Below are 19,251 nucleotides of genomic sequence, written 5' to 3'. Positions count from 1 at the left end.
ATTGCGCCAAGTACCGGCATGGAGCCGGCTAAAACAGAACGAGGGAATGCATGCAGATAGGCATTGGCTTTAGTCGTCAGTCATCGTCCTTGCAGGCCGGCCAGGAGGCTGCCAGCCTGGCCAGCCAACTTCAACCCAAAAGTCCGCAGCTGGTGTTGGCATTTTGCAATCATGCCCTCAACCCGCAGGATGTCTACCTGGGTATCCGAGCCGTGGTTGGTGCCGAGATCCCCATTATTGGTGGTTCTGCCATTGGTGTCATCGGCAACGACTGTCTGATTACCGAAGGTCCCGCTGTTGTGGTTGCCTCTTTGTCTTCTCACCACATTCGCTGTCATCACGGCCATGCCAATGGGCTTTTTAAAGATCCCCTCCAAACAGGCAGACAACTGGGCGAGCAACTGGCTCAAGTCCCTCTACCACCACAATTGATGTTGCTGCTCTATGACTCCATTCGTTACCCGGCAGGTAAATTTGCACCGGCGGTGTTAAATCCATCCAATCTGCTGTTGCAAGGTCTGGCAGAAAGCACGCTGAAGGTCCCGATGCTTGCCGGGGCCGGTTTGCTGGGCGATCACCGCTTTCAAAGCAGCTGGCAATTTACCGGCTTTGATGTGGCCCGTCATCATGCAGTTGCGCTGTTGTTATCCGGCCCCGTTGCCAGTGTTCAGGCCGTGATGCACGGTTGCACACCTTTGACGACCAAACGCTATCGCATCAGCAGCATTCATGGGCAATTTCTTTACCAACTGGATGGCCGCCCCGCGCTGCAGGTGATTGATGAGGCCTTAGGAGGCCGCCAATGGCGGGCACAAGCCCCTATTCGTGAGCTTTGTCTGGGGCGACGACTGCAAACTGACGACAAGCTGCAACCGCAGTACCTGAATCGACTGATCAGCGGCATACTGCCAGAGCAGGACGGTCTGGTGTTGTTTGAGGATGATTTGGCCGAGGGCGATGAAGTCCTGTTGATGCGACGGGCACCAGAGCTGGCACTGCAAGCTGCCGCCGAGCAAACTGCAGCTTTGCTGGCCGGGATCAATCAAAGTGGCCAGCAGCCGCTGCTGGCACTTTACATCAACTGTGGTGGCCGCGCGGTACCGAATGAGCAAGCCGAAACCCGGGAGATCCAGCGTCGACTCAATCAGGCGAACATTCCCTTGCTGGGCTTTTATTCCGGGGTTGAGCTTGCCCCAATACAGGGGCAAACCCGAGGTTTGGACTGGAGTGGTGTTTTGACCATACTTTGCCGCTCCAAACCTTGCCTCAGCGCTTAGTCATACGACTGATAGGGCATACCCTGCAGCCACCATTCTGGTGCCGGCTTCCCTTTAAGGTAATGATCAAAAAACTCCAACATTTTAATGCTGTAATCCAGTTTGTTGGCAAAACGCTGCAAATGATGCCCTTCTTCTTCGTAATGCAGCATCACCACATCCTTTTGCAAGCGGCGCATCGCTAAATACAGCTCAATGCCCTGCTCCCAGGGTACAGCACCATCTTTATCGCCAAACTGGATTAGCAACGGCGTGTTGATACGATCAGCAAAGAACACCGGCGAGTTTTTGATGTACGGCGCCCTATCTTCAAACATCGACACACCCAGTCGACTCTGGCCGGTTTCGTACTGGAACAAACGTGCCAGACCAGTCTGCCAGCGAATGCCACTGTAGGCACTGGTCATGTTGGATACCGGAGCACCGGCCACGGCAGCGGCAAAACGGTCGGTTTCGGTCACCACAAAGGCGGTTTGATAGCCCGACCAGCTGTGGCCGTGCAAACCAATGGCATTGGGATCGGCAATGCCAAGTTCAATTAAGCGATCAATGCCCGGCAGCAAGGACTCGGTGGCACTTGGCCCGGGCGCGCCTTCCCGAAAACGCACGTCCGGTAAAAACACCACATAATCCTGCCCCAGATAAAACGGGAAATTCGGCCGGTGATTGACCTTCATCTGATTAAAGTGATGCAGGCGCTGGGAAAATTGCTCGTAGTAGTAGACCAGCACCGGGTATCGGCAATTGGCATCAAAGCCATCCGGCGTGATCACCACGCCCTGCAAACGCTCACCATCTTCAGTAAACCAGTCAATCAGGTGGCTGTCACCCCAGACAAACTGTGATTTTTGTGGGTTGAGATCGGTCAGCTGTCGCCGCTTGGAAAAATCAGCAGTGGCATACCAGATATTGGGGAACTGCCGAAAGCTTTGCTCGGTGAACAAGTAACCGCCCAGCTCAGGCAGGGCCTCTACCAGGTCAAAGCGTTTGGTATCCGCCAGCAGTTGCTGCAGGTGTTGATTTCTCAGGCTTAACTGATAAAAACCATAGCTTTTGTTTTCTTCATCAAAGCGGCTTAGCAGCAGATCCGCATCAGGCTCGATGGCAAGGGCTTTGGGATCGGTGCGTTCAATACGAAAGCGCTGCCGGTTCTCCCGGCCGATACGGGTCAGATTGGTACTGCTGCCATCAAGCGACAACTGCCAGATATCAAAACGATCGTATACCAGCACCGCCGACTCATCGGCCAACCAGCCGGCTACGCCATAACTGGCCGCAGGCTCCGGCCGGTCATGCAGCTCGTTTACCCAGGAAACGCCCGCGTTGGTACCAAGCATCCGCCGCTCGCCGCTCAGGCTATCAAACAACTGCCAGTTGCCCCCTTGCTGATAGACCGCATAACGGCCCGTTGGCGATAAATGCGCCCGCTCAACACTGCGGTTGCGGGCAAACACTTGCTGACGTGCTCCGGTGCGTAAATTGACATGCCAGACATCATGAAAGCGGCCATCCCAGGTCAGGTCCTGCAAATAAGGCCGGCCATTGCTGATCAGTGCCGCTTCGCTGTGCTCGCTGATAGAGAGGTGGTCTTCCACATCCTCCCCCAGCAGCACCAGCTGTTCGGCCTGCAACCAGAATACCGCAGGCGCCGTGCGCCGCTGCGCTTGCTGGTATTCGGCTTTTTGCTGTGGGTTAATGCGATCATCCTGGCCATGCCAGACCTGCAGGCGGCGATCACTTAATAAGCGCTCTGTATCAAAGAGTTCGGCTTCGGTTTGCGGCGGCTCGGTGTCTGGTGCTGCGGGTGCTGGCTCGGGTCGAAAGCCGACAAAGACCCGCTCACCATCCTCGGAAAAACGCGGAGCTTGCTGCGCGCTGAGCTGCCAGCCTGGATGCTCAAACTCGTGCGGCGCGGCTTGGTTCTGCTCAGACGGCCAGTGCCAAAGCTGCTGCGCGACTTCTTCATTCTTTTCAACACGCTCACCGGCAAAAAACACCAGCTGCTGGCCGTCGGCACTAAAGGTCAGCTGTTGATACCGGGCAGCTGAAGGCGGTGCCAGCTCGAATCGGCGGTCAAAAGCTGCGTCCCACAGCATCACTTGCTGCAGGGTAAGACTGTCATCGTCTTGATCGGTAAACTCCAGCACATAGGCGACCAGAGTGCCCTGTTCGGCCACCGCAAACTCGCTGACCTGACCCAGCTCAACCGTCTTGCCCTGCTCCATCCGGCCGGTGTTCGTCAGCTGCACCGCACTAAGCAACTGGGTTTTGTCGTTGCTATCCGCCTTACGGGCCAGCAGCAACGCCTGGTGGCCATCGCCGGTAAAGGCAAAGCGGTCGATAGCGGCAAACAGCTGCTGCTCACCGGTAGCGGTATTGAGCAACACCGCATCATGCGCCAACGCATCACGGGCGGCTTTGTCGGTGGCTTGCTCGCGCACCAGCAAGGGAGAACGCTGACGAAACAAAGCAAAACTGCCATCGGCACTTAGCTGACCGCGATCGGCATAGGGCACTGAAAATTGCTGCCCGGTCATCAGGTGCACCAGATAACCAGTGCTGTCGCCATAATCCGGCTCAGCGGTATAGACCATCGCCTGCTGATTGGCACTGACGCTGCGCTCTTTGATTTCCCGAAACTGCATCACATCCGCAAAGCTCAGTGGCTTAAGCGCATCGGTCGACACGGTGCTGGATGGAATTTCCACCGCCATTGGAACAGGTGCGGGAGCCACCGGAGGTTGGCTGCAAGCCAAAGTCCCGATGGCCAGGGCCAGACAAAGCGCCAAACGGCTGCTGTTTTTTGGGTTTTTCATCATGGTTGTTCTTTGATAACAGACAGGGCCTCACCTTAGCATAGCGCCTCTTCGCCTTGCAGCAAAACCCCATCAAGCCGCGGCCAGACAAGATAAACGGCAGCAATGGTGATAAAACAGACCGCTGTGGATAAAAATACGGCAAACACCACCCACGGCTAAAAAAACACTTGCCAATCCCCACAGCGCCCACTAAGATAGCGCCCGTTGTCAGCGACAACAGTCTGCGTCCTTAGCTCAGTTGGTTAGAGCACCACCTTGACATGGTGGGGGTCGGTGGTTCGAATCCACTAGGACGCACCAAATTCTCAAACAAAAGCGCCGCTCAGCTTGTAAAGCTTTAGCGGCGTTTTTGTTTTTAAGCTTTTGATTAAAAATATTACAGAACAATGTGGTTTTTGGTCAGGTTAATCCTGATTCAAAATTTCAATATAAGCACGGTAAGCAAATACCCGGTTACGTTTTTGGCCGGTGAGCTCTTGCACCCAGGCTAATTCGGGTTGCAGTAGTTTATCCATCACCTTACCTACCGTAGCGGCTGTCAGGCCACTTTGTTTCACTAAGGTGTTGATGTTGGCAATGGGGTATTCAAATAACACATCCAGCACCTGCTGAGCGGATGATGCTATGCGGCCAAAGCTGGCCAATGCAGCCCGATGCTTACTACGTAAACTATTAAGCTGCTGCGCCATTTGTACAGCCTGGGTTGCACTAGCAGCTACCGCATCGGCAAAAAACAGTAGCCAGCTTTCCCAATCGCCAGTCGTCCGAACCAATTGTAAGCGGTCGTAGTAGGTTTGCCGGTGTTTTTTAAAAAATACCGACAGATACAACAGCGGTTGGCTTAATACCTTAGCCTCCACCAAAATCAGCGGAATAAGTAGCCGGCCCAGCCGGCCATTGCCGTCCATAAAGGGGTGGATGGTTTCAAACTGCACATGGGCCAGCGCTGCTTTAATTAACGGGTCGGTTTCTTGTGGCACATCATTTAAAAAGCGCTCTAAATCAGCCCAGCACTGCGCCAGCTCATGCGCCGGCGTGGGTACAAAGGTGGCTTCATCGGCCCGGTAACCGCCAATCCAGACCTGATTTTTACGAAATTCACCCGGGCCTTTGCTAATGCCCCGCCCCGAGGTCATCAGTGCCCGATGTAATTCCGTTAGCAACCGAAAGGTAATGGGGTGCCCTTCGTTAATACGGCTAACTCCCAACTCTAAGGCGCTAACATAGCAAGACACTTCCTGCACATCGTCCATCGGCACGCCTGGCATGCCTTCCATTTCATACAGCATTAAATCACTGAGTGACGATTGGGTGCCTTCAATCTGGGAAGACATCACGGCCTCTTTACGTACATAGCTGTATAAAAACAAACGGGCGTCTGGCAGCAAGGTACTGATGGCATCCAATCTACCTAGCGCCAGCATGGCCTGATTTATTCGCCCTTGCAGCTTGGTATCAAGCAGCAGCGCTGGCTCTGGTGGTAGGGGTGCTGGCACAAACGCCTGGCAGCTTACCCCGCCGGCAATACTGGCTACATAATGCCCTGTGCTTCCACGCTGCATAATCTGTCCTGAAGTTGAAATAAAGCCAGCATCTAATTTAACTTAAAATCCAACTTAAATTAAGTCCTGCTTTTAATTTAAGTTGTTTGGTGATGCTTAACCCTGCTGCAACCAAATTCGCTCTGACAAAATGAATGACACCTAAAAGTGTCACTCATTTTCCGGTTGGTAATTGCTGAGGGTAAACAACACCTGCTCCGTATGTTCACCCAACTCAGGAGGCGCCTGGTCGAAAGACAAGGGTGTGGCAGAGAACTTCACCGGATTGGCTACCATTGGTACGGTGTAGCCTCTGGGGTGACGGGCCTGCACCTGCAGGCCTCGAGATTGCACCTGGGGATCGGCAAACACCTGATCCAACCGGTTAATCGGCCCGCACGGCACATGCTGCGAAGATAAGGCAGTCACCCAGTAAGTCACATCCTGTTGCAGCAGACAGCCGGCCAGCAGGGGGATCAGTGCATCGCGATGCTGTACCCGCAAGCTATTGCTGATAAAGCGACTATCTTCTGCCAGCTCCGGGCAGCCCAGCACCTGGCAGCAGCTGCGAAACTGGCGATCGTTGCCTACCGCCAGCATGATAAAACCATCCCGGCATTGCATGGCCTGGTAAGGCACTATGTTCGGATGAGCCGTGCCAAGCCGTTGTGGCACTTCACCAGTTACCAGGAAATTCGAGGCTTGATTGGCCAGCCAGGCCACCTGGGTATCCAGTAAGGCTAAGTCAATGTGTTGGCCCTGGCCGGTTTGATGGACATGATGCAGCGCCGCTAAAATAGCCGAAACAGCGTACATGCCGGTCATCAGATCGGCTGCGGCCACTCCCACTTTTTGCGGCCCTCCCCCTGAGGCATCATCCGGCTCACCGGTCAGGCTCATTAAGCCCCCCATGGCTTGGATCATGGCGTCGTAGCCCGCCTGATTGGCATAAGGGCCGGTTTGGCCAAAGCCGGTGATGGAGCAATAAATCAGCCGGGGATTGAGCGCTGAAAGGCTTGAATAATCCAACCCATACTTGGCCAGGCCACCCACTTTGTAGTTTTCGACCAGCACATCGGCCCGGGCAGCCAGCTGACGTATTTGCTGCTGGCCTTGCTCCGTAGTGATATCAATACAGACTGAGCGCTTGCCCCTGTTGGCACACAGAAAATAGGCCGACTGGCCGGTATTCTGCCCTGCTTCATTATGCAAAAACGGCGGTCCCCAGCGCCGGGTATCGTCCCCTTCACCAGGCTTTTCAATCTTCCAGACCTCGGCGCCATAATCGGCCAGCACTTGCGTTGCCCAGGGTCCAGCCAATATGCGACTTAAATCCAGTACCTTAATGCCCGCTAATGGTGACATTGATGCTCCTCATTACATTGACTCAGCCAGCAAAGCAATCAAAGGATACCGGAAACCACTGACTTATCACAAAAGCTATGCTCGGGCTGCTGTCTTTGCTGCGATCTGCGATCTATCTTAGAAAAAAGCCTGCAGACCAGTCTGAGCGCGCCCCAGGATCAGTCCATGCACATCGTAGGTGCCTTCGTAGGTATTGACGGTTTCCAGATTGATCATATGACGAATAACATGGAACTCATCGGCAATGCCATTACCACCGTGCATGTCGCGCGCCATGCGGGCAATGTCCAGCGACTTACCGCAGTTGTTGCGTTTGACCAGCGAAATCATGGTTGGATCCCAGCTGCCGCTGTCGATAATACGGCCCACCCGCAATGAGCCTTGCAGACCCAGGGTAATTTCCGTTTGCATATTGGCCAGCTTGGTCTGGTACAGCTGGGTTTGTGCCAGTGGCCGGTTAAACTGCTTGCGATCCAGCCCATACTGCCGGGCAGCGTGCCAGCAAAACTCAGCCGCACCCAGTGCGCCCCAGGAAATGCCGTAACGCGCCATATTCAGGCAGCTGAACGGGCCTTTTAAACCGCGTACGTCCGGGAACATGTTCTCTTCGGGCACAAACACATTGTCCATCACGATTTCGCCGGTAATGGACGAGCGCAGCGACAACTTGCCTTCAATTTTAGGCGCCGATAAACCGGCCATGCCTTTTTCCAGCACAAAGCCGCAAATGGCATTGTCTTCAGCTTCGTTCTTAGCCCAGACCACAAAAACATCGGCAATGGGTGAGTTGGTGATCCACATCTTGCTGCCGGTCAGGCGATAACCGCCCTCCACCTTTTTGGCGCGGGTTTTCATGCTGGCCGGATCAGAGCCTGAATCGGGTTCGGTTAAACCAAAGCAGCCAATCCACTCACCGGTTGCCAGCTTGGGCAGGTACTTTTCTTTTTGCGCCGTGCTGCCAAAGGTGTAGATCGGGTGCATCACCAAGGACGACTGCACACTCATGGCACTGCGATAACCGCTATCGACCCGCTCGACTTCACGCGCCACCAGGCCATAACTGACGTAATTCACCCCGGAGCAACCGTACTCTTTGATGGTTGCGCCCAACAGCCCAACTTCACCAAACTTGCGCATAATGGCCGGGTCAAAGTGCTCCTGCCGGTTGGCCTGCAAAATACCGGGCATCAACTCTTGCTGGCAAAAGTCATGCGCCATAGCGCGGATCATCCGCTCGTCTTCGTTCAGCTGATCATTCAGCAGCAAAATATCATCCCAATTGGCTAAAATGGCTTGGCTCACCGGACACCTCATTCAAATTAATGCACAATGACTGCGACTTGTTTTGTTGAATCATACGGGATTAACAGTATCAACAGACTGATTATTGTCAATTCAGCTGGAAAAACGCCTGGCATAAAAAAAGCGCCACTCAATAAGTGACGCTTGTTTGGAGATAGCACTGCCCTTTATGGAGCGTCCAGTTGCCGCAGCTGCACTGTTACCTGTTCAGCTTGTTGCTGCAGCTTCGTCATTTCCTGACGGTAGTGGTTCAATGCGTCACGCATTTCCTCCGCAGGTCCAATTAAAAAGGTGCGGCCAGCCACATCGGCTGGTGACTCAATAGTTTCGCCGGTAATTTCAGACAACTTAGCATTGCGCTCTTGCTCCAGACGGCGCAAGCGATTGTTAAGCTGCTGCAACTGACGCTCCAGACTTTGCTTACGGACATTCAGACTGATCTGCTGCAAACTTTCGGTTGCGTTGACGCTTTGTGCTGAATCGCGGGCTGGCCTCACAGCCTGACTGGCTGGTGTCCGGCTGCTATCGTATTGGGAAAGCTTTTCGGCGTTGTCTGCACACGGGGTCTGACTGAAGATAGTAACCCCATCCAACACACAACGATAGACGCTGGCATCGGCTTCGACGCTGAATAAAAGAGCGCTGAGCAAAAGCAAATTAAACTGGGAGAAAGCTTTCATTTGAATACCATTAGAGTAAAACAAGGACTTCTTGCGAAGGTTAAATCAATTTTAATGACTTGGAAAGTGTTTTGGCAGGAACGATTGAAAACCGGGGCATCCGCCCCGGCTTTATCATGCTGTTAGCTCGACTTGCGGCGACGCAACAGCAACAAAGCACCAAGGCCAAATAAGCCAAGGGTAGCAGGAGCCGGCACCGATGTTGGCGTATCCAGTGGCACACCCGAAAACACCAACTGATTCTGTGAGTTGGCATTGGTTAGCACGTAAAGGCTGAACTGACTTTCAATGCTGTCCAGACTTTGCAACCAACCAGAGGCTAAATCTAACACGGCACCATTGGTGCTGGTGGTAAAGCTGCCCTGAGTCAGATCCCAGCTTGGGGCAGTCTCGTGCACAATCTCCCACAAAGCCAATTGGAAAGCCGCATTGTTGCTGCTGGCAGTACCCACTTCAGTATGGTAGGCCGTGAACAAACGCTCAATCGCCTGAGATTGAGTAGCAGAAAATACCTGCGAGGTTTCTACCAGCTCGTAACTTTGCCAACCAGACAGCACCCCCTGGGTAAACTCTACGCAAAATGCATCGACGGACATACCAATGACATCAAAAGGCAAGATCGACAGATCCGTATTTGCATGCAAATTAAACTGCATCAAGCCAGCTTGGACAGAAGAGTTAACACTATTGTGGCTAACCTGCACCGTCTGACCAGACAGACCGTTGTAGTTGGCTTCGATCATCAAGCTGGCGCTTGCGTGGTGACTAAATGCAGAGGCGGCCACAAGTGCTGCTGCGGAAAAAGTACAACGAAGATTCATCTGGATCGCTCCTTGTCAGATGGTAAAAGTTACCTATCCATGGTTGAGAGTTCATTAGGCAATGAGGTGGGCTCTGGCGGCAGAACAACAAACAACACTGCAAAATATTTGCGTAGCAAGGACTGCTTTTACAAACGGGGGAGATTGTACAAGAATCAAACAAAATAATGCAACGATAATTTTCCTTGTTTTAAATTATTAAAAGCGACTTCTCCTTTATTCCTTCGCATTGCACTTTGGATACAGAGCCGTCACACTAAGAGAGTTCCGACTGATTTTTCAGGAGCATGTATGTACAACAAGACACCATCCCGTTTACCTGAGCAATCAGGCCATTCTCCAGCTCATGCATTAGAAGCCAAAGAGTTGCTTACACGCCACCAAAGCGCTACCAAGGGGCTAAGCAAGGCTGAAGCAGCCAAACGGCTCACCGAACATGGTAGCAATGCGTTGCCCGAGCCGCCAAAGCCTGGCATCTTGCAGCGTTTTTTTAAGCATTTCCACGATACGCTGATTTACATCCTGATTGCCGCTGCGGTTATCACTGCGCTGCTTGGGCATTGGCTGGATACCTGGGTGATTCTGGCGGTGGTGCTGATTAACGCCAGCATCGGTTTTGTGCAGGAAGGCAAAGCCGAAAAAGCTCTGGCTGGCATTCGCAAGATGCTGTCGTTGCATGCCACAGTGAAACGGGATGGCCAGTGGCAAGAGGTCGATGCCGATCAATTGGTGCCGGGCGATATCGTCCGGCTGCGCTCCGGCGATAAAGTGCCGGCTGATCTGCGCTTGATTGAGTGCACCCAGCTGCGGGTTGAAGAGTCGGCGTTGACCGGCGAGTCGGTTCCCAGTGCAAAACACACCGAACCGGTTGCCGCCGATGCCGGTGTCGGCGACCGTTTTTGCATGGCCTTTTCCGGCACCCTGGTCACCGCAGGACGCGGCATCGGAGTAGTCACCGCCACTGGTGCCAACACCGAAATTGGCCGCATCAATGCCATGTTGGCCACAGTGGAAGCCATTGCCACGCCCCTGACCCGCCAAATGGCCCAGTTCAGCAAGTGGCTGTCGGTGGTGATCGTGGCGATGGCACTGCTGATGCTGCTCATCGGCTACCTGCTGCATGATTTTGCCACCGCCGAGTTATTCCTGGCGGCGATAGGCTTTGCTGTGGCGGCGATACCGGAAGGCCTGCCGGCCATTTTAACCATTACGCTGGCACTTGGCGTGCAGCAGATGGCAAGACGTAATGCCATCACCCGCCGGCTGAATGCGGTGGAAACCTTAGGCTCGGTGACGGTGATCTGCTCGGATAAGACCGGTACTTTAACCCGCAATGAAATGACCGCCAGCCAGGTAGTCACCCGGGCTGGTCATTATCAGGTCAGCGGCCTCGGCTACCAGCCGGATGGCAGCTTCAGCCGGGACGAACAAAGCATCGAAGCGCTGAAGCAGCCGGATTTGGCGGCTCTGCTGGAAGTGGTGGCCGTTGCCAATGACAGCCAACTGACCCAACAGCAGGAGCACTGGGGGGTGCAAGGCGAGCCAACCGAAGGCGCTTTGCTGTGCCTGGCCGAAAAAGCCGGTTTTGAGCGCGAGCACTACCAGCGGCTGGCGGTGATCCCCTTTGAGTCGGAAAACAAGTTTATGGCCAGCCTGGAGCAGCGACCGGATACTAGCCGGCAAATTTTACTAAAAGGCGCACCGGATCGCTTGCTGGAGCGCTGCACAGCTCAGCTCGGTGCCAATGGGGAAACCGAAGCGCTGGATACCGCCTTCTGGCAACAGCAATTGGATGCCCTCAGCAGCCAGGGGCTTCGGGTGCTGGCTGCCGCCAACAAAAGCACCGAACACAGCGAGCTCGGGCTGGATGAACTGACTGAGATGACGCTGATTGGCCTGATAGGCATCATCGATCCACCGAGGCCCGAGGCCATTGAAGCCATCGCTCAGTGCCATCAGGCTGGCATTGGGGTCAAAATGATCACCGGCGATCACGCCGGCACCGCCGAAGCCATCGGCAAAGCCATGCAGCTCTCAGCCGATGGCGCTTTGTGTGTGGTCACTGGTGCTGAAATTGAAGCCGCCAGCGATGAGGAGCTAAAAGCCATTGCCGGGCGCAGCAACATCTTTGCCCGTACCAGCCCGGAGCACAAGCTTCGGTTGGTCAAAGCACTGCAAGCCAATGGCGAGGTGGTAGCCATGACCGGCGATGGCGTCAACGATGCGCCGGCGCTTAAACGGGCTGATGTGGGCATCGCCATGGGCATCAAGGGCACCGAGGCTACCAAAGAAGCGGCCGATATCGTACTGGCCGATGACAACTTCAACACCATCGCCCAAGCTGTGGCCGAGGGGCGCACCATCTACGACAATTTGCGCAAAGCCATTCTGTTTATTTTACCCACCAATGGCGCTCAAGGGCTGGTGATGCTGGCGGCGGTGCTGTTTGGCCTGACCTTGCCGCTAACGCCGGTGCAGATCCTCTGGGTCAATATGGTGGTGGCGGTGACTCTGGCGTTGGCGCTGGCGTTTGAGCCAGCCGAGCCGGGCGTGATGAAACGGCCGCCGCGCGATCCCAAAGCGGCCATTTTAAGCCGGATGTTTTTATGGCGCATTGCCATGGTCTCGCTGCTAATAGGCGGTGTGTCGATGCTGATGTTTCAGCTGGCCATCCATAGCGGTGAAGAGCTTGCCGTCGCCCGCACCCTGGCAGTCAATACCCTGGTGCTGGCACAGGCCTTTTATTTGCTGAACAGCCGTTACCTGAGTGAATGCAGCTTAAAACCCAGCCTGCTGTTTGCCAACAAAGCCGCCTGGCTGGCTCTTGGGATCTTACTGCTGCTGCAACTGGGCTTTGTCTACCTGCCGCTGATGCAGCTGTGGTTTGGCACCAGTGCCCTGTCGCTGCAACATTGGTTGCTTCCAGCCGGGCTTGGTGTAGCCATTTTGCTGATTATTGAACTGGAGAAGCGCTGGCTGTGGCGTTAAGCGCTTTTTTCAACGGAAAACTGAACAAAGCCGGTGTTCTGCCCGTAAAGCTAGCATCCAACAAAAAACGGAGAACACCATGTTTGGTTTTTTAAAACAAGATCCAGTGAAAAAGCTACGCAAGCAATACGACGCCAAGCTGGAGCAAGCCATGTTGGCACAACGCAAAGGCGATATGCGGCTCTTTGCTGATTTAACCGCTGAAAGTGAAGCGCTGTGGCAACAAATTGAGCAGTTGCAACAGCAACAATCATAGGGCTTCTTGACCTTTGCTGTACCTAAACAGCAAAGGCCAACACGCCCTAATCTGCACTGCCGGGATTAAGCAGCTGCAGCTCAGCCAGCTCTTTGTACAGCGGGCAACTTGCCATCAGCTCACTGTGACTGCCGCTGGCAATGACCTGGCCTTTGTCCAGCACCACGATGCGATCCACATGCAGCACCGTTGATAAACGATGCGCAATGATCAGGGTGGTTTTACCCTGCATCAGGTGCTGCAGCGCTTCTTTCACCGCATGCTCACTGACCGCATCCAGTGCGCTGGTTGCTTCGTCCAACAGCAATACCGGCCGATCCGCCAGAATAGCCCGGGCGATGGCCAGCCGTTGTTTCTGCCCACCGGATAGACGCACCCCGCGCTCGCCCAACTGGCTGTGATAGCCTTCAGGCAATTCCTGAATAAAGGCATCCGCCCGGGCCGCTTTGCAGGCGGCCATCACTTCGGCTTCGCTTGCCTCTGGCCGGCCATAACGCACATTTTCCAGCACCGAATCGGCAAAAATCACCGCATCCTGGGGTACCAGTGCAAATTGGGCCCGTAAGCTGGCCAGATCAAGCTCGGCAATATCAATGTTATCGAGCAGAATGCGACCTTGCTGCGGCTGATAAAAGCGTTGCAGCAACTGAAACAAAGTGCTCTTGCCGGCGCCGCTAGGCCCGACCAATGCAATGCGCTCACCTGCTGCAATGCTAAGATCAAGTCCGCTCAGTGCAACGCTATTGCCAGCCTGCGGGTAGGAAAAACTGAGTTGTTGCAACTCCAAACGTCCCTGCACCGGCTGAGGCAATGCCTGAGGCTGTGCGACCGTCTCAATGTGCACCGGTACCTCGGACAATTCAATCAATCGTTCGGTTGCACCAGCTGCACGCTGCACCTCACCAATCACTTCGCTGATGGTCGCAGTCGCGCCCGCCACCAAGACCGCATAAAACAGGAATGCCGTGAGCTGGCCGGCTGACATCCGGCCCTGCAACACATCCAGCGCCCCTGCCCAGCCAATCAAGGTGATGGCACTGACGCTCAACAGCATCACCAGCCCAATCAACAAAGCACGGTAAAAAATGCGCTTTTTGGCTGCTTGGATCACCTGCTCAATTTTGCCGGCAAACAGCTGCTGATCCAGCCGTTCATGGCCATAGGACTGAACGGTGTGAATTTCGTGCAGACTCTCATCGACATGAGCACCAATATCGGCCAGCCGATCCTGGCTGGCCCGCGATAAGCGCCGCACTTTGCGACCCAGTACAATGATAGGCACCAACACCAAAGGCACCGCCAACAGCACCAAAGCCGTCAATTTAAAGCTGGTGAGCAGCATCATCAGCAAGCCGCCGATGGCGGTCACGCCTGAGCGCAGCGCCATGGACAAACTGGAGCCCACCACCGATTGCAACAAGGTGGTATCGGCAGTAAAGCGGGAAATCACTTCACCGGTGCGGGTTTCGCTGTAAAAAGCCGGCGAGAGTTTCAGCAAATGCCGGTACACCCGATTGCGGATATCAGCACTGACCCGCTCGCCCAGCCAGGTCATCAGATAAAAGCGGCAAAACACCGCGCTGGCGCTGATGGCGCTGATCAGCAGCACCCAGCCGACCAGCTGATTCAACCGCCCGGCGTTGCCGGCGACAAAGCCTTCGTCCACCAGCAGCCGCACGCCCTGCCCCAGCGCCAACCAGGCCAAAGACCCCACCAGCAGAAAAAACACCGCCGCCGCTACCTGCCAGCGGTAAGGTTTTAAAAAAGCCAGCAGCCAGGGCAATACAGCCTTATTTGAGGCAGTGGCGTTAGCCATGGAGGAATGTGACATCGTTGGTCCTTGCATGATTGGATGAGCGTCTGACTTGCGCGAACAGGCTTGCTTTGGCTAGACTAAGCCACTTTTTTAGCTTTCGTACAGGACTATTTATGGGCGCGCAGTGGAAAACCAAACACAAAATGGATGCAGCGGCATCCAAAGGACGTATTTTTACCAAGCTGGCCAAAGAAATCATGGTGGCTGCACGCAACGGCGCCGATCCGGATATGAACAGCAAGCTGCGCTCGGCCATTGATGCCGCCAAAAAGGCCTCCATGCCCAAAGACACCTTGGAGCGCGCCATCAAAAAAGGCGCTGGCTTGCTGGATGGCCCGGTCAACTACGAGTCCGTCACCTACGAAGGCTTTGCCCCGCATCAGGTACCGGTCATCGTGGAGTGTTTAACCGACAACAAAAACCGCTCGGCCCAGAGCATGCGTTTGCTGTTTCGCAAGGGCCAGTTGGCCACTTCAGGCGCCGTGTCCTGGGATTTTAAGCATCTTGGGCAAATTGAAGCCACCCCAAGCAGCGATGATGCCGATATGGAGCTGGCCGCCATTGAAGCCGGTGCGCAGGATTTTGAAGCCGGTGAAGGCAATGAGGCGGTGTTTTTAACCGAGCCGACCGACTTGGATGCGGTGAGCAAAGCCCTGCCTGAATTTGGCTACGAAGTCCAATCCGCCAAGCTGGTGTACCGCGCCAACAATCCGGTTGAATTAAGCGGCGATGCACTGGCCGAGGTGGAAGCTTTTTTGGATGCCATCGACAACGATGACGATGTGCAAAATGTCTATGCGGGGTTGGCTGCCGACTGATTGAGCCAAATTCAAAGGTAAAAGGGGTGCTAAGTGGCACCCTTTTTTACTATCTGCAACTGCTGCAACCGGGTTTTGGCTTCAATCCACTGCCCCATAAATTTGGTGCTGCGATGAGCATGATGCCGCAGCATCTGGCCGGTAAAGTTGCGCTCGCGAAACTTAACAAGGTGCTCACGCCGCTGCTCCAACTCTGCCCAGACCCGAGCTTGCTCAGTGGCCGCATCAAAACGCTGCTCTAAGCAAGCAAAACCTTGCTGCTGTGCCTGCTGCCACAGGTCTTCATTTTGATACAGCGCTACCGCCGCATCCACCAGAGCAGCCTCGTCATTGGCAATGCAGCCAGGCCAGGGCAAATCACCGTGCATGCCCTCAGCCCCTATGGCAGTGGTGACACTGGGGGTGCCTTGTTGCATCGCATCAAGCAGTTTGCCTTTTAAACCGGCGCCAAAAGCCAAAGGGGCCAGACAAACCCGGGCCTGCTGCATCACCAGCGCCGCATCTTCGGCCCAGCCTTTGATGTGAAAGCCACCTTTGGGCTGATGCAAGGCTGCTGCCTTGGGCGGCGGGTAAGCGCCATAGATATGCAGCTCGGCGCCTGGCAATCGCGCCCGGATGGCAGGCCATAGCGTGCGCAGCCACAGCACCGACTGCCAGTTGGGCGCATGGCGAAAATTACCGATGGCAATAAAGTGCTGCCGCTTTGAAAAGCCCGGGCTGCTAAGATTTGGCGCTTCGGCAAAAAACGGGCAATAGCACAGCAGTTCGGCCGGCAGCTGGTAATGCTCCGTCAATAGCTGTTGTTCGGCCTCAGAAATCACCAGGCTCAGATCGCTGCGGTAAATAGCCGCCACTTCGCGCTTGGCAAGTTCAGTATTCAACTGCTGAGGAGCAAGCGTTAGCACATCGCCCTGCCCCGCTTTAAAGGCTGTTTGCCTGGCATCACGCAGCGCATGCAGGTCTTCCATATCCAGAATACGCATTGCTTCTGGGCACGCCTGCTCAACCCGCCAGCCAAATTGCTCTTCCAGCATAAAGCGATCGAACAGCACCGCTGTTGGCTGCATGTGCGCTACCCAGTCATCAAAACTCTGGTCATTGAGTTCGATGCTGTGCTCTGTCACCTGCCAGCGGCTTAAATCAACCCGGTGCGGGCTTTTTTCCGCCGCACTGGCAAAGATCACCTGCCAGCCCTGCTGCCGGTACATCCGAATTAAACTCAGCATCCGGCTGCCTGCCGCCGAGGAGTTGGGCTCTGGCCAGACATAGCCAATCACAATAAGAAGAGGTTTTTTCATTGCAAATCTTGTGATGTGTTTTGCACAAAAGGCAAGGTTTCGATGAGACCAAAGGTTGCTTTTAGCTCAGCAAGCTCTTGTTGGTGCTGCTGTAAAAATTGATCAAAACAGCGAATCAGTTCAGGCCGGGTGGCTGATGATAAATGATATTGCCCCAGTGTATAGGGCAGCCTTTCAGCGACCACGGCACCCTTAACCGCTTCCGTTTGCTTTAATTGGTAACGAGCCACGTTGTATTCAAGATCAACAGCATCAACCCGGCCACTTAACAGCAAACGAAGTGCCGTATTCGCATCGGGCACCTCAATAATTCGGAACGGGTAGCGCCCCCGGATGCCAAACCAGGCTACAGGCGTAAAGCCATGAATAATCGCTAAACTCCGAACCTGCGATGTTTCCAGTTCGGGCGTAGAAGCTCTGCTCCAGGCAACGCCAACGGCCGTGGCGACGGGCAAACTAAAAGCACGGTCAGGCGCAACGCCTTGGTATTGCACCCAACGTGGGTGATCTGGGTACACCGCATCAACCATGCGATCGATTTCATGATACAGACGTTTAACTGGTAATGCTTTAAATGTCAGCTCAATACCTGCAAATTCAGCAAATCGTTCAAACACTTGATTGCCATAGCCGGCAACACCTTCGTCACTAAAATTGTAATGAGGAAAGAAATCAAGTGCCTCAGTCCCGACCCGGTAATGCTGCTCAGGCAATTGGCACTGCCCGGCAGGCTGAGCGATAGGCGCCACCAGGAAAAGGCCTGCAATTAACAACCGAAGGCACATAAAGGCTCCAAGGCAGCTATCATCAACAAGAGTATCGCACTGAGCGCTCTAATCGTCACGACAGGAGTCTCCCACCAGGCTGGTCAGAGCTTGCTCAATCTGTTGCATCAAAGCATGACTGTCCGGCAGATCGGCACGCAGCAAAAAATAAACAGGGATTTCGCTGAGCACACTGTGGCGAACATCGGCTGCCTCATCCGCGCTCAGCGCCAGCGTCGCAGTTTCTTTGTAATTCAGTAAATAATCGCCCCGATTCAGTTGCAAGGCTTCGATGCCCAATTGGTGCTGTCCAACTTCGACCATTTCCCGCACCACACCATAGCCGGGTTTGAGCATGGGTCTTAGTCCACCATAACTGAAACCACTCATCAAAATGACCCGGCTACCGAACAAATCGCTGATTTGCTTTACTTTGGGCCGTTCACCCAGCCAAAAAGCACTAAGCGTCATGCTGCTTATCGGGCAACGACTAGTCAGGTACTGATCCCGATCCTCCAGCACCGAGGTCATCACCAGTGCAATATCTAATTTGCTGGTATTGAGTTTATGAATCATCCGCCTGTTGGGGTACTGCTGATATTCGTAATGCCGGCCTACTTGCACCATCACCTGCTTGAGCAACGTCGCCAGGCGTCCGGCAGCCTGCCCTTGCTCATCCAGATAATAAAATGGCGGAAAGTGCACAAAGCCCCAATGCAGCGGCTCTTGCTCGGCAGCCTGACTCTGCACTGGCCACAAGCAGTACAGCACAACCGCTAACAGCCAACCTGATAGGTATCGCTTCAATTTGACAGCCTCAAAAACCGGATAATCCCTTACTAATTCGCAGTGTAGCGGAAAAACAGAGCCAGACAAAACCAGCCAGCAACAACAAGATTGAGTGGCGGTAAGGATATCCGTACAATGCAGACATACTGTAGCAGCAATGAGACAACACAATGGGAAAATCTTTGGCAGAGCAGTTGCTGGGCGCCGGCCTGGTCAACGACAAAAAATTAAAGCAGCTCAAGCGCGAGAAGCATTTGGAGCGCAAGCAAGACCCTAAAGGCAAAGCCAAACCCAATGCCGAGCAGCAGGCCCGGTTGGATCAACAGCGGGCAGAAGCCGCCGAGCGTGATCGAGAGCTGAACCGTCAGCGCAAAGCCGAACAAGATGCCAAAGCCATGCGCGCCCAGGCCCTGCAAATGCTGCAACACAACAAACAACCGGTGGATGGCGAGATTCGCTTTAACTTTACCGATCCGCGCAACAACAAAATCAAATTTTTGTTTGTCAGCGACAAAGTGCAACAGCATTTAAGCTCGGCCAAGCTGGCTATTTGCGCCTACGATGAAGACTACTATGTGGTACCGCGTCATGTGGCGGAAAAAGTGGCAGAGCGTTTTGCTGAATCCTTGATCTATCTGGCCGATAACAGCGAGCAGCAACCGGATGAAGAGGATCCCTACAAAGACTTCCCGATCCCGGATGATTTGATGTGGTAAC

15 protein-coding genes and 1 tRNA gene are annotated in these 19,251 nt (G+C 54.3%); 6 read left to right on the top strand and 10 right to left on the bottom strand.

Translation table 11 applies throughout. The features are described from left to right. Nucleotides 1-50 precede the first annotated feature (50 nt). Nucleotides 51-1,277 (top strand): FIST signal transduction protein, encoded by a 1,227-nt coding sequence (locus Q3O59_RS05730; RefSeq protein ID WP_305944664.1) that lies wholly within the window; start codon nucleotides 51-53, stop codon nucleotides 1,275-1,277. On the opposite strand, the gene Q3O59_RS05725 is transcribed toward Q3O59_RS05730, so the two are convergent. Then, entirely contained in the window at nucleotides 1,274-4,096 is a 2,823-nt protein-coding gene (locus tag Q3O59_RS05725) for an alpha/beta hydrolase family protein (protein WP_305944663.1), read from the bottom strand. The two genes, Q3O59_RS05730 and Q3O59_RS05725, sit on opposite strands and share 4 nt — an antisense overlap. Before the next feature lie 223 nt (nucleotides 4,097-4,319). Between Q3O59_RS05725 and Q3O59_RS05720 the strand changes: the two genes are divergently transcribed. Then, nucleotides 4,320-4,396, top strand: a tRNA-Val gene (locus Q3O59_RS05720). Between the two features lie 104 nt (nucleotides 4,397-4,500). Here Q3O59_RS05720 and Q3O59_RS05715 read toward each other — a convergent pair. The 5 genes from Q3O59_RS05715 to Q3O59_RS05695 form a co-directional block, all read right to left on the bottom strand. Further along, nucleotides 4,501-5,658, bottom strand: coding sequence for a Fic family protein (locus Q3O59_RS05715; RefSeq protein ID WP_305944662.1), 1,158 nt, complete (start codon nucleotides 5,656-5,658; stop codon nucleotides 4,501-4,503). A 150-nt stretch (nucleotides 5,659-5,808) separates the two neighbouring features. Beyond that, nucleotides 5,809-7,002 carry a CaiB/BaiF CoA transferase family protein gene (locus Q3O59_RS05710; RefSeq protein ID WP_305944661.1) on the bottom strand — a complete coding sequence of 398 codons (1,194 nt, stop codon included), beginning with the start codon at nucleotides 7,000-7,002 and terminating at the stop codon, nucleotides 5,809-5,811. Between the two features lie 117 nt (nucleotides 7,003-7,119). Then, entirely contained in the window at nucleotides 7,120-8,304 is a 1,185-nt protein-coding gene (locus Q3O59_RS05705; protein ID WP_305944660.1) for an acyl-CoA dehydrogenase, read from the bottom strand. Between the two features lie 167 nt (nucleotides 8,305-8,471). Beyond that, nucleotides 8,472-8,984, bottom strand: a complete 513-nt coding sequence (locus tag Q3O59_RS05700; protein ID WP_305944659.1) for a DUF4124 domain-containing protein — start codon at nucleotides 8,982-8,984, stop codon at nucleotides 8,472-8,474. Between the two features lie 122 nt (nucleotides 8,985-9,106). After that, a complete protein-coding gene (locus tag Q3O59_RS05695; protein WP_305944658.1) occupies nucleotides 9,107-9,805 on the bottom strand; it encodes a PEP-CTERM sorting domain-containing protein in 699 nt (232 codons plus the stop codon). 291 nt (nucleotides 9,806-10,096) lie between these two features. On the opposite strand from Q3O59_RS05695, the gene Q3O59_RS05690 reads away from it, so the two are divergent. Then, nucleotides 10,097-12,793 (top strand): cation-transporting P-type ATPase, encoded by a 2,697-nt coding sequence (locus tag Q3O59_RS05690; RefSeq protein WP_305944657.1) that lies wholly within the window; start codon nucleotides 10,097-10,099, stop codon nucleotides 12,791-12,793. 79 nt (nucleotides 12,794-12,872) lie between these two features. Continuing rightward, nucleotides 12,873-13,049, top strand: coding sequence for a DUF6435 family protein (locus Q3O59_RS05685; protein ID WP_305944656.1), 177 nt, complete (start codon nucleotides 12,873-12,875; stop codon nucleotides 13,047-13,049). Nucleotides 13,050-13,095: 46 nt separating this feature from the next. On the opposite strand, the gene Q3O59_RS05680 is transcribed toward Q3O59_RS05685, so the two are convergent. Continuing rightward, a complete protein-coding gene (locus Q3O59_RS05680) occupies nucleotides 13,096-14,880 on the bottom strand; it encodes an ABC transporter transmembrane domain-containing protein (RefSeq protein ID WP_369812356.1) in 1,785 nt (594 codons plus the stop codon). 98 nt (nucleotides 14,881-14,978) lie between these two features. Here Q3O59_RS05680 and Q3O59_RS05675 point away from each other — a divergent pair, with 98 nt between their 5' ends. Continuing rightward, nucleotides 14,979-15,683, top strand: a complete 705-nt coding sequence (locus tag Q3O59_RS05675) for a YebC/PmpR family DNA-binding transcriptional regulator (RefSeq protein ID WP_305944654.1) — start codon at nucleotides 14,979-14,981, stop codon at nucleotides 15,681-15,683. Between the two features lie 29 nt (nucleotides 15,684-15,712). On the opposite strand, the gene Q3O59_RS05670 is transcribed toward Q3O59_RS05675, so the two are convergent. Genes Q3O59_RS05670 through Q3O59_RS05660 form a run of 3 tightly spaced genes read right to left on the bottom strand, consistent with a single transcriptional unit; the run spans nucleotide 15,713 to nucleotide 18,552 of the window. Then, the gene (locus Q3O59_RS05670) at nucleotides 15,713-16,981 is read right to left on the bottom strand and encodes a glycosyltransferase (protein ID WP_305944653.1); all 1,269 of its coding nucleotides are present in this window, start codon (nucleotides 16,979-16,981) and stop codon (nucleotides 15,713-15,715) included. Then, nucleotides 16,978-17,766, bottom strand: a complete 789-nt coding sequence (locus Q3O59_RS05665; RefSeq protein ID WP_305944652.1) for a substrate-binding periplasmic protein — start codon at nucleotides 17,764-17,766, stop codon at nucleotides 16,978-16,980. The genes Q3O59_RS05670 and Q3O59_RS05665 overlap by 4 nt, the downstream gene beginning before the upstream one ends. A gap of 48 nt (nucleotides 17,767-17,814) precedes the next feature. Next, complete coding sequence (locus Q3O59_RS05660) at nucleotides 17,815-18,552, bottom strand: substrate-binding periplasmic protein (protein ID WP_305944651.1); 738 nt, start codon at nucleotides 18,550-18,552, stop codon at nucleotides 17,815-17,817. 152 nt (nucleotides 18,553-18,704) lie between these two features. Here Q3O59_RS05660 and Q3O59_RS05655 point away from each other — a divergent pair, with 152 nt between their 5' ends. After that, the gene (locus Q3O59_RS05655; RefSeq protein WP_305944650.1) at nucleotides 18,705-19,250 is read left to right on the top strand and encodes a DUF2058 domain-containing protein; all 546 of its coding nucleotides are present in this window, start codon (nucleotides 18,705-18,707) and stop codon (nucleotides 19,248-19,250) included. Nucleotide 19,251 lies beyond the last annotated feature (1 nt).

Origin of the sequence: Alkalimonas delamerensis (assembly GCF_030717955.1) — a bacterium.
Lineage (GTDB): Bacteria > Pseudomonadota > Gammaproteobacteria > Enterobacterales > Alteromonadaceae > Alkalimonas > Alkalimonas delamerensis.
Note: the sequence above shows the minus strand (reverse complement) of the source record. Positions and strands in the feature narration are given on the sequence as shown.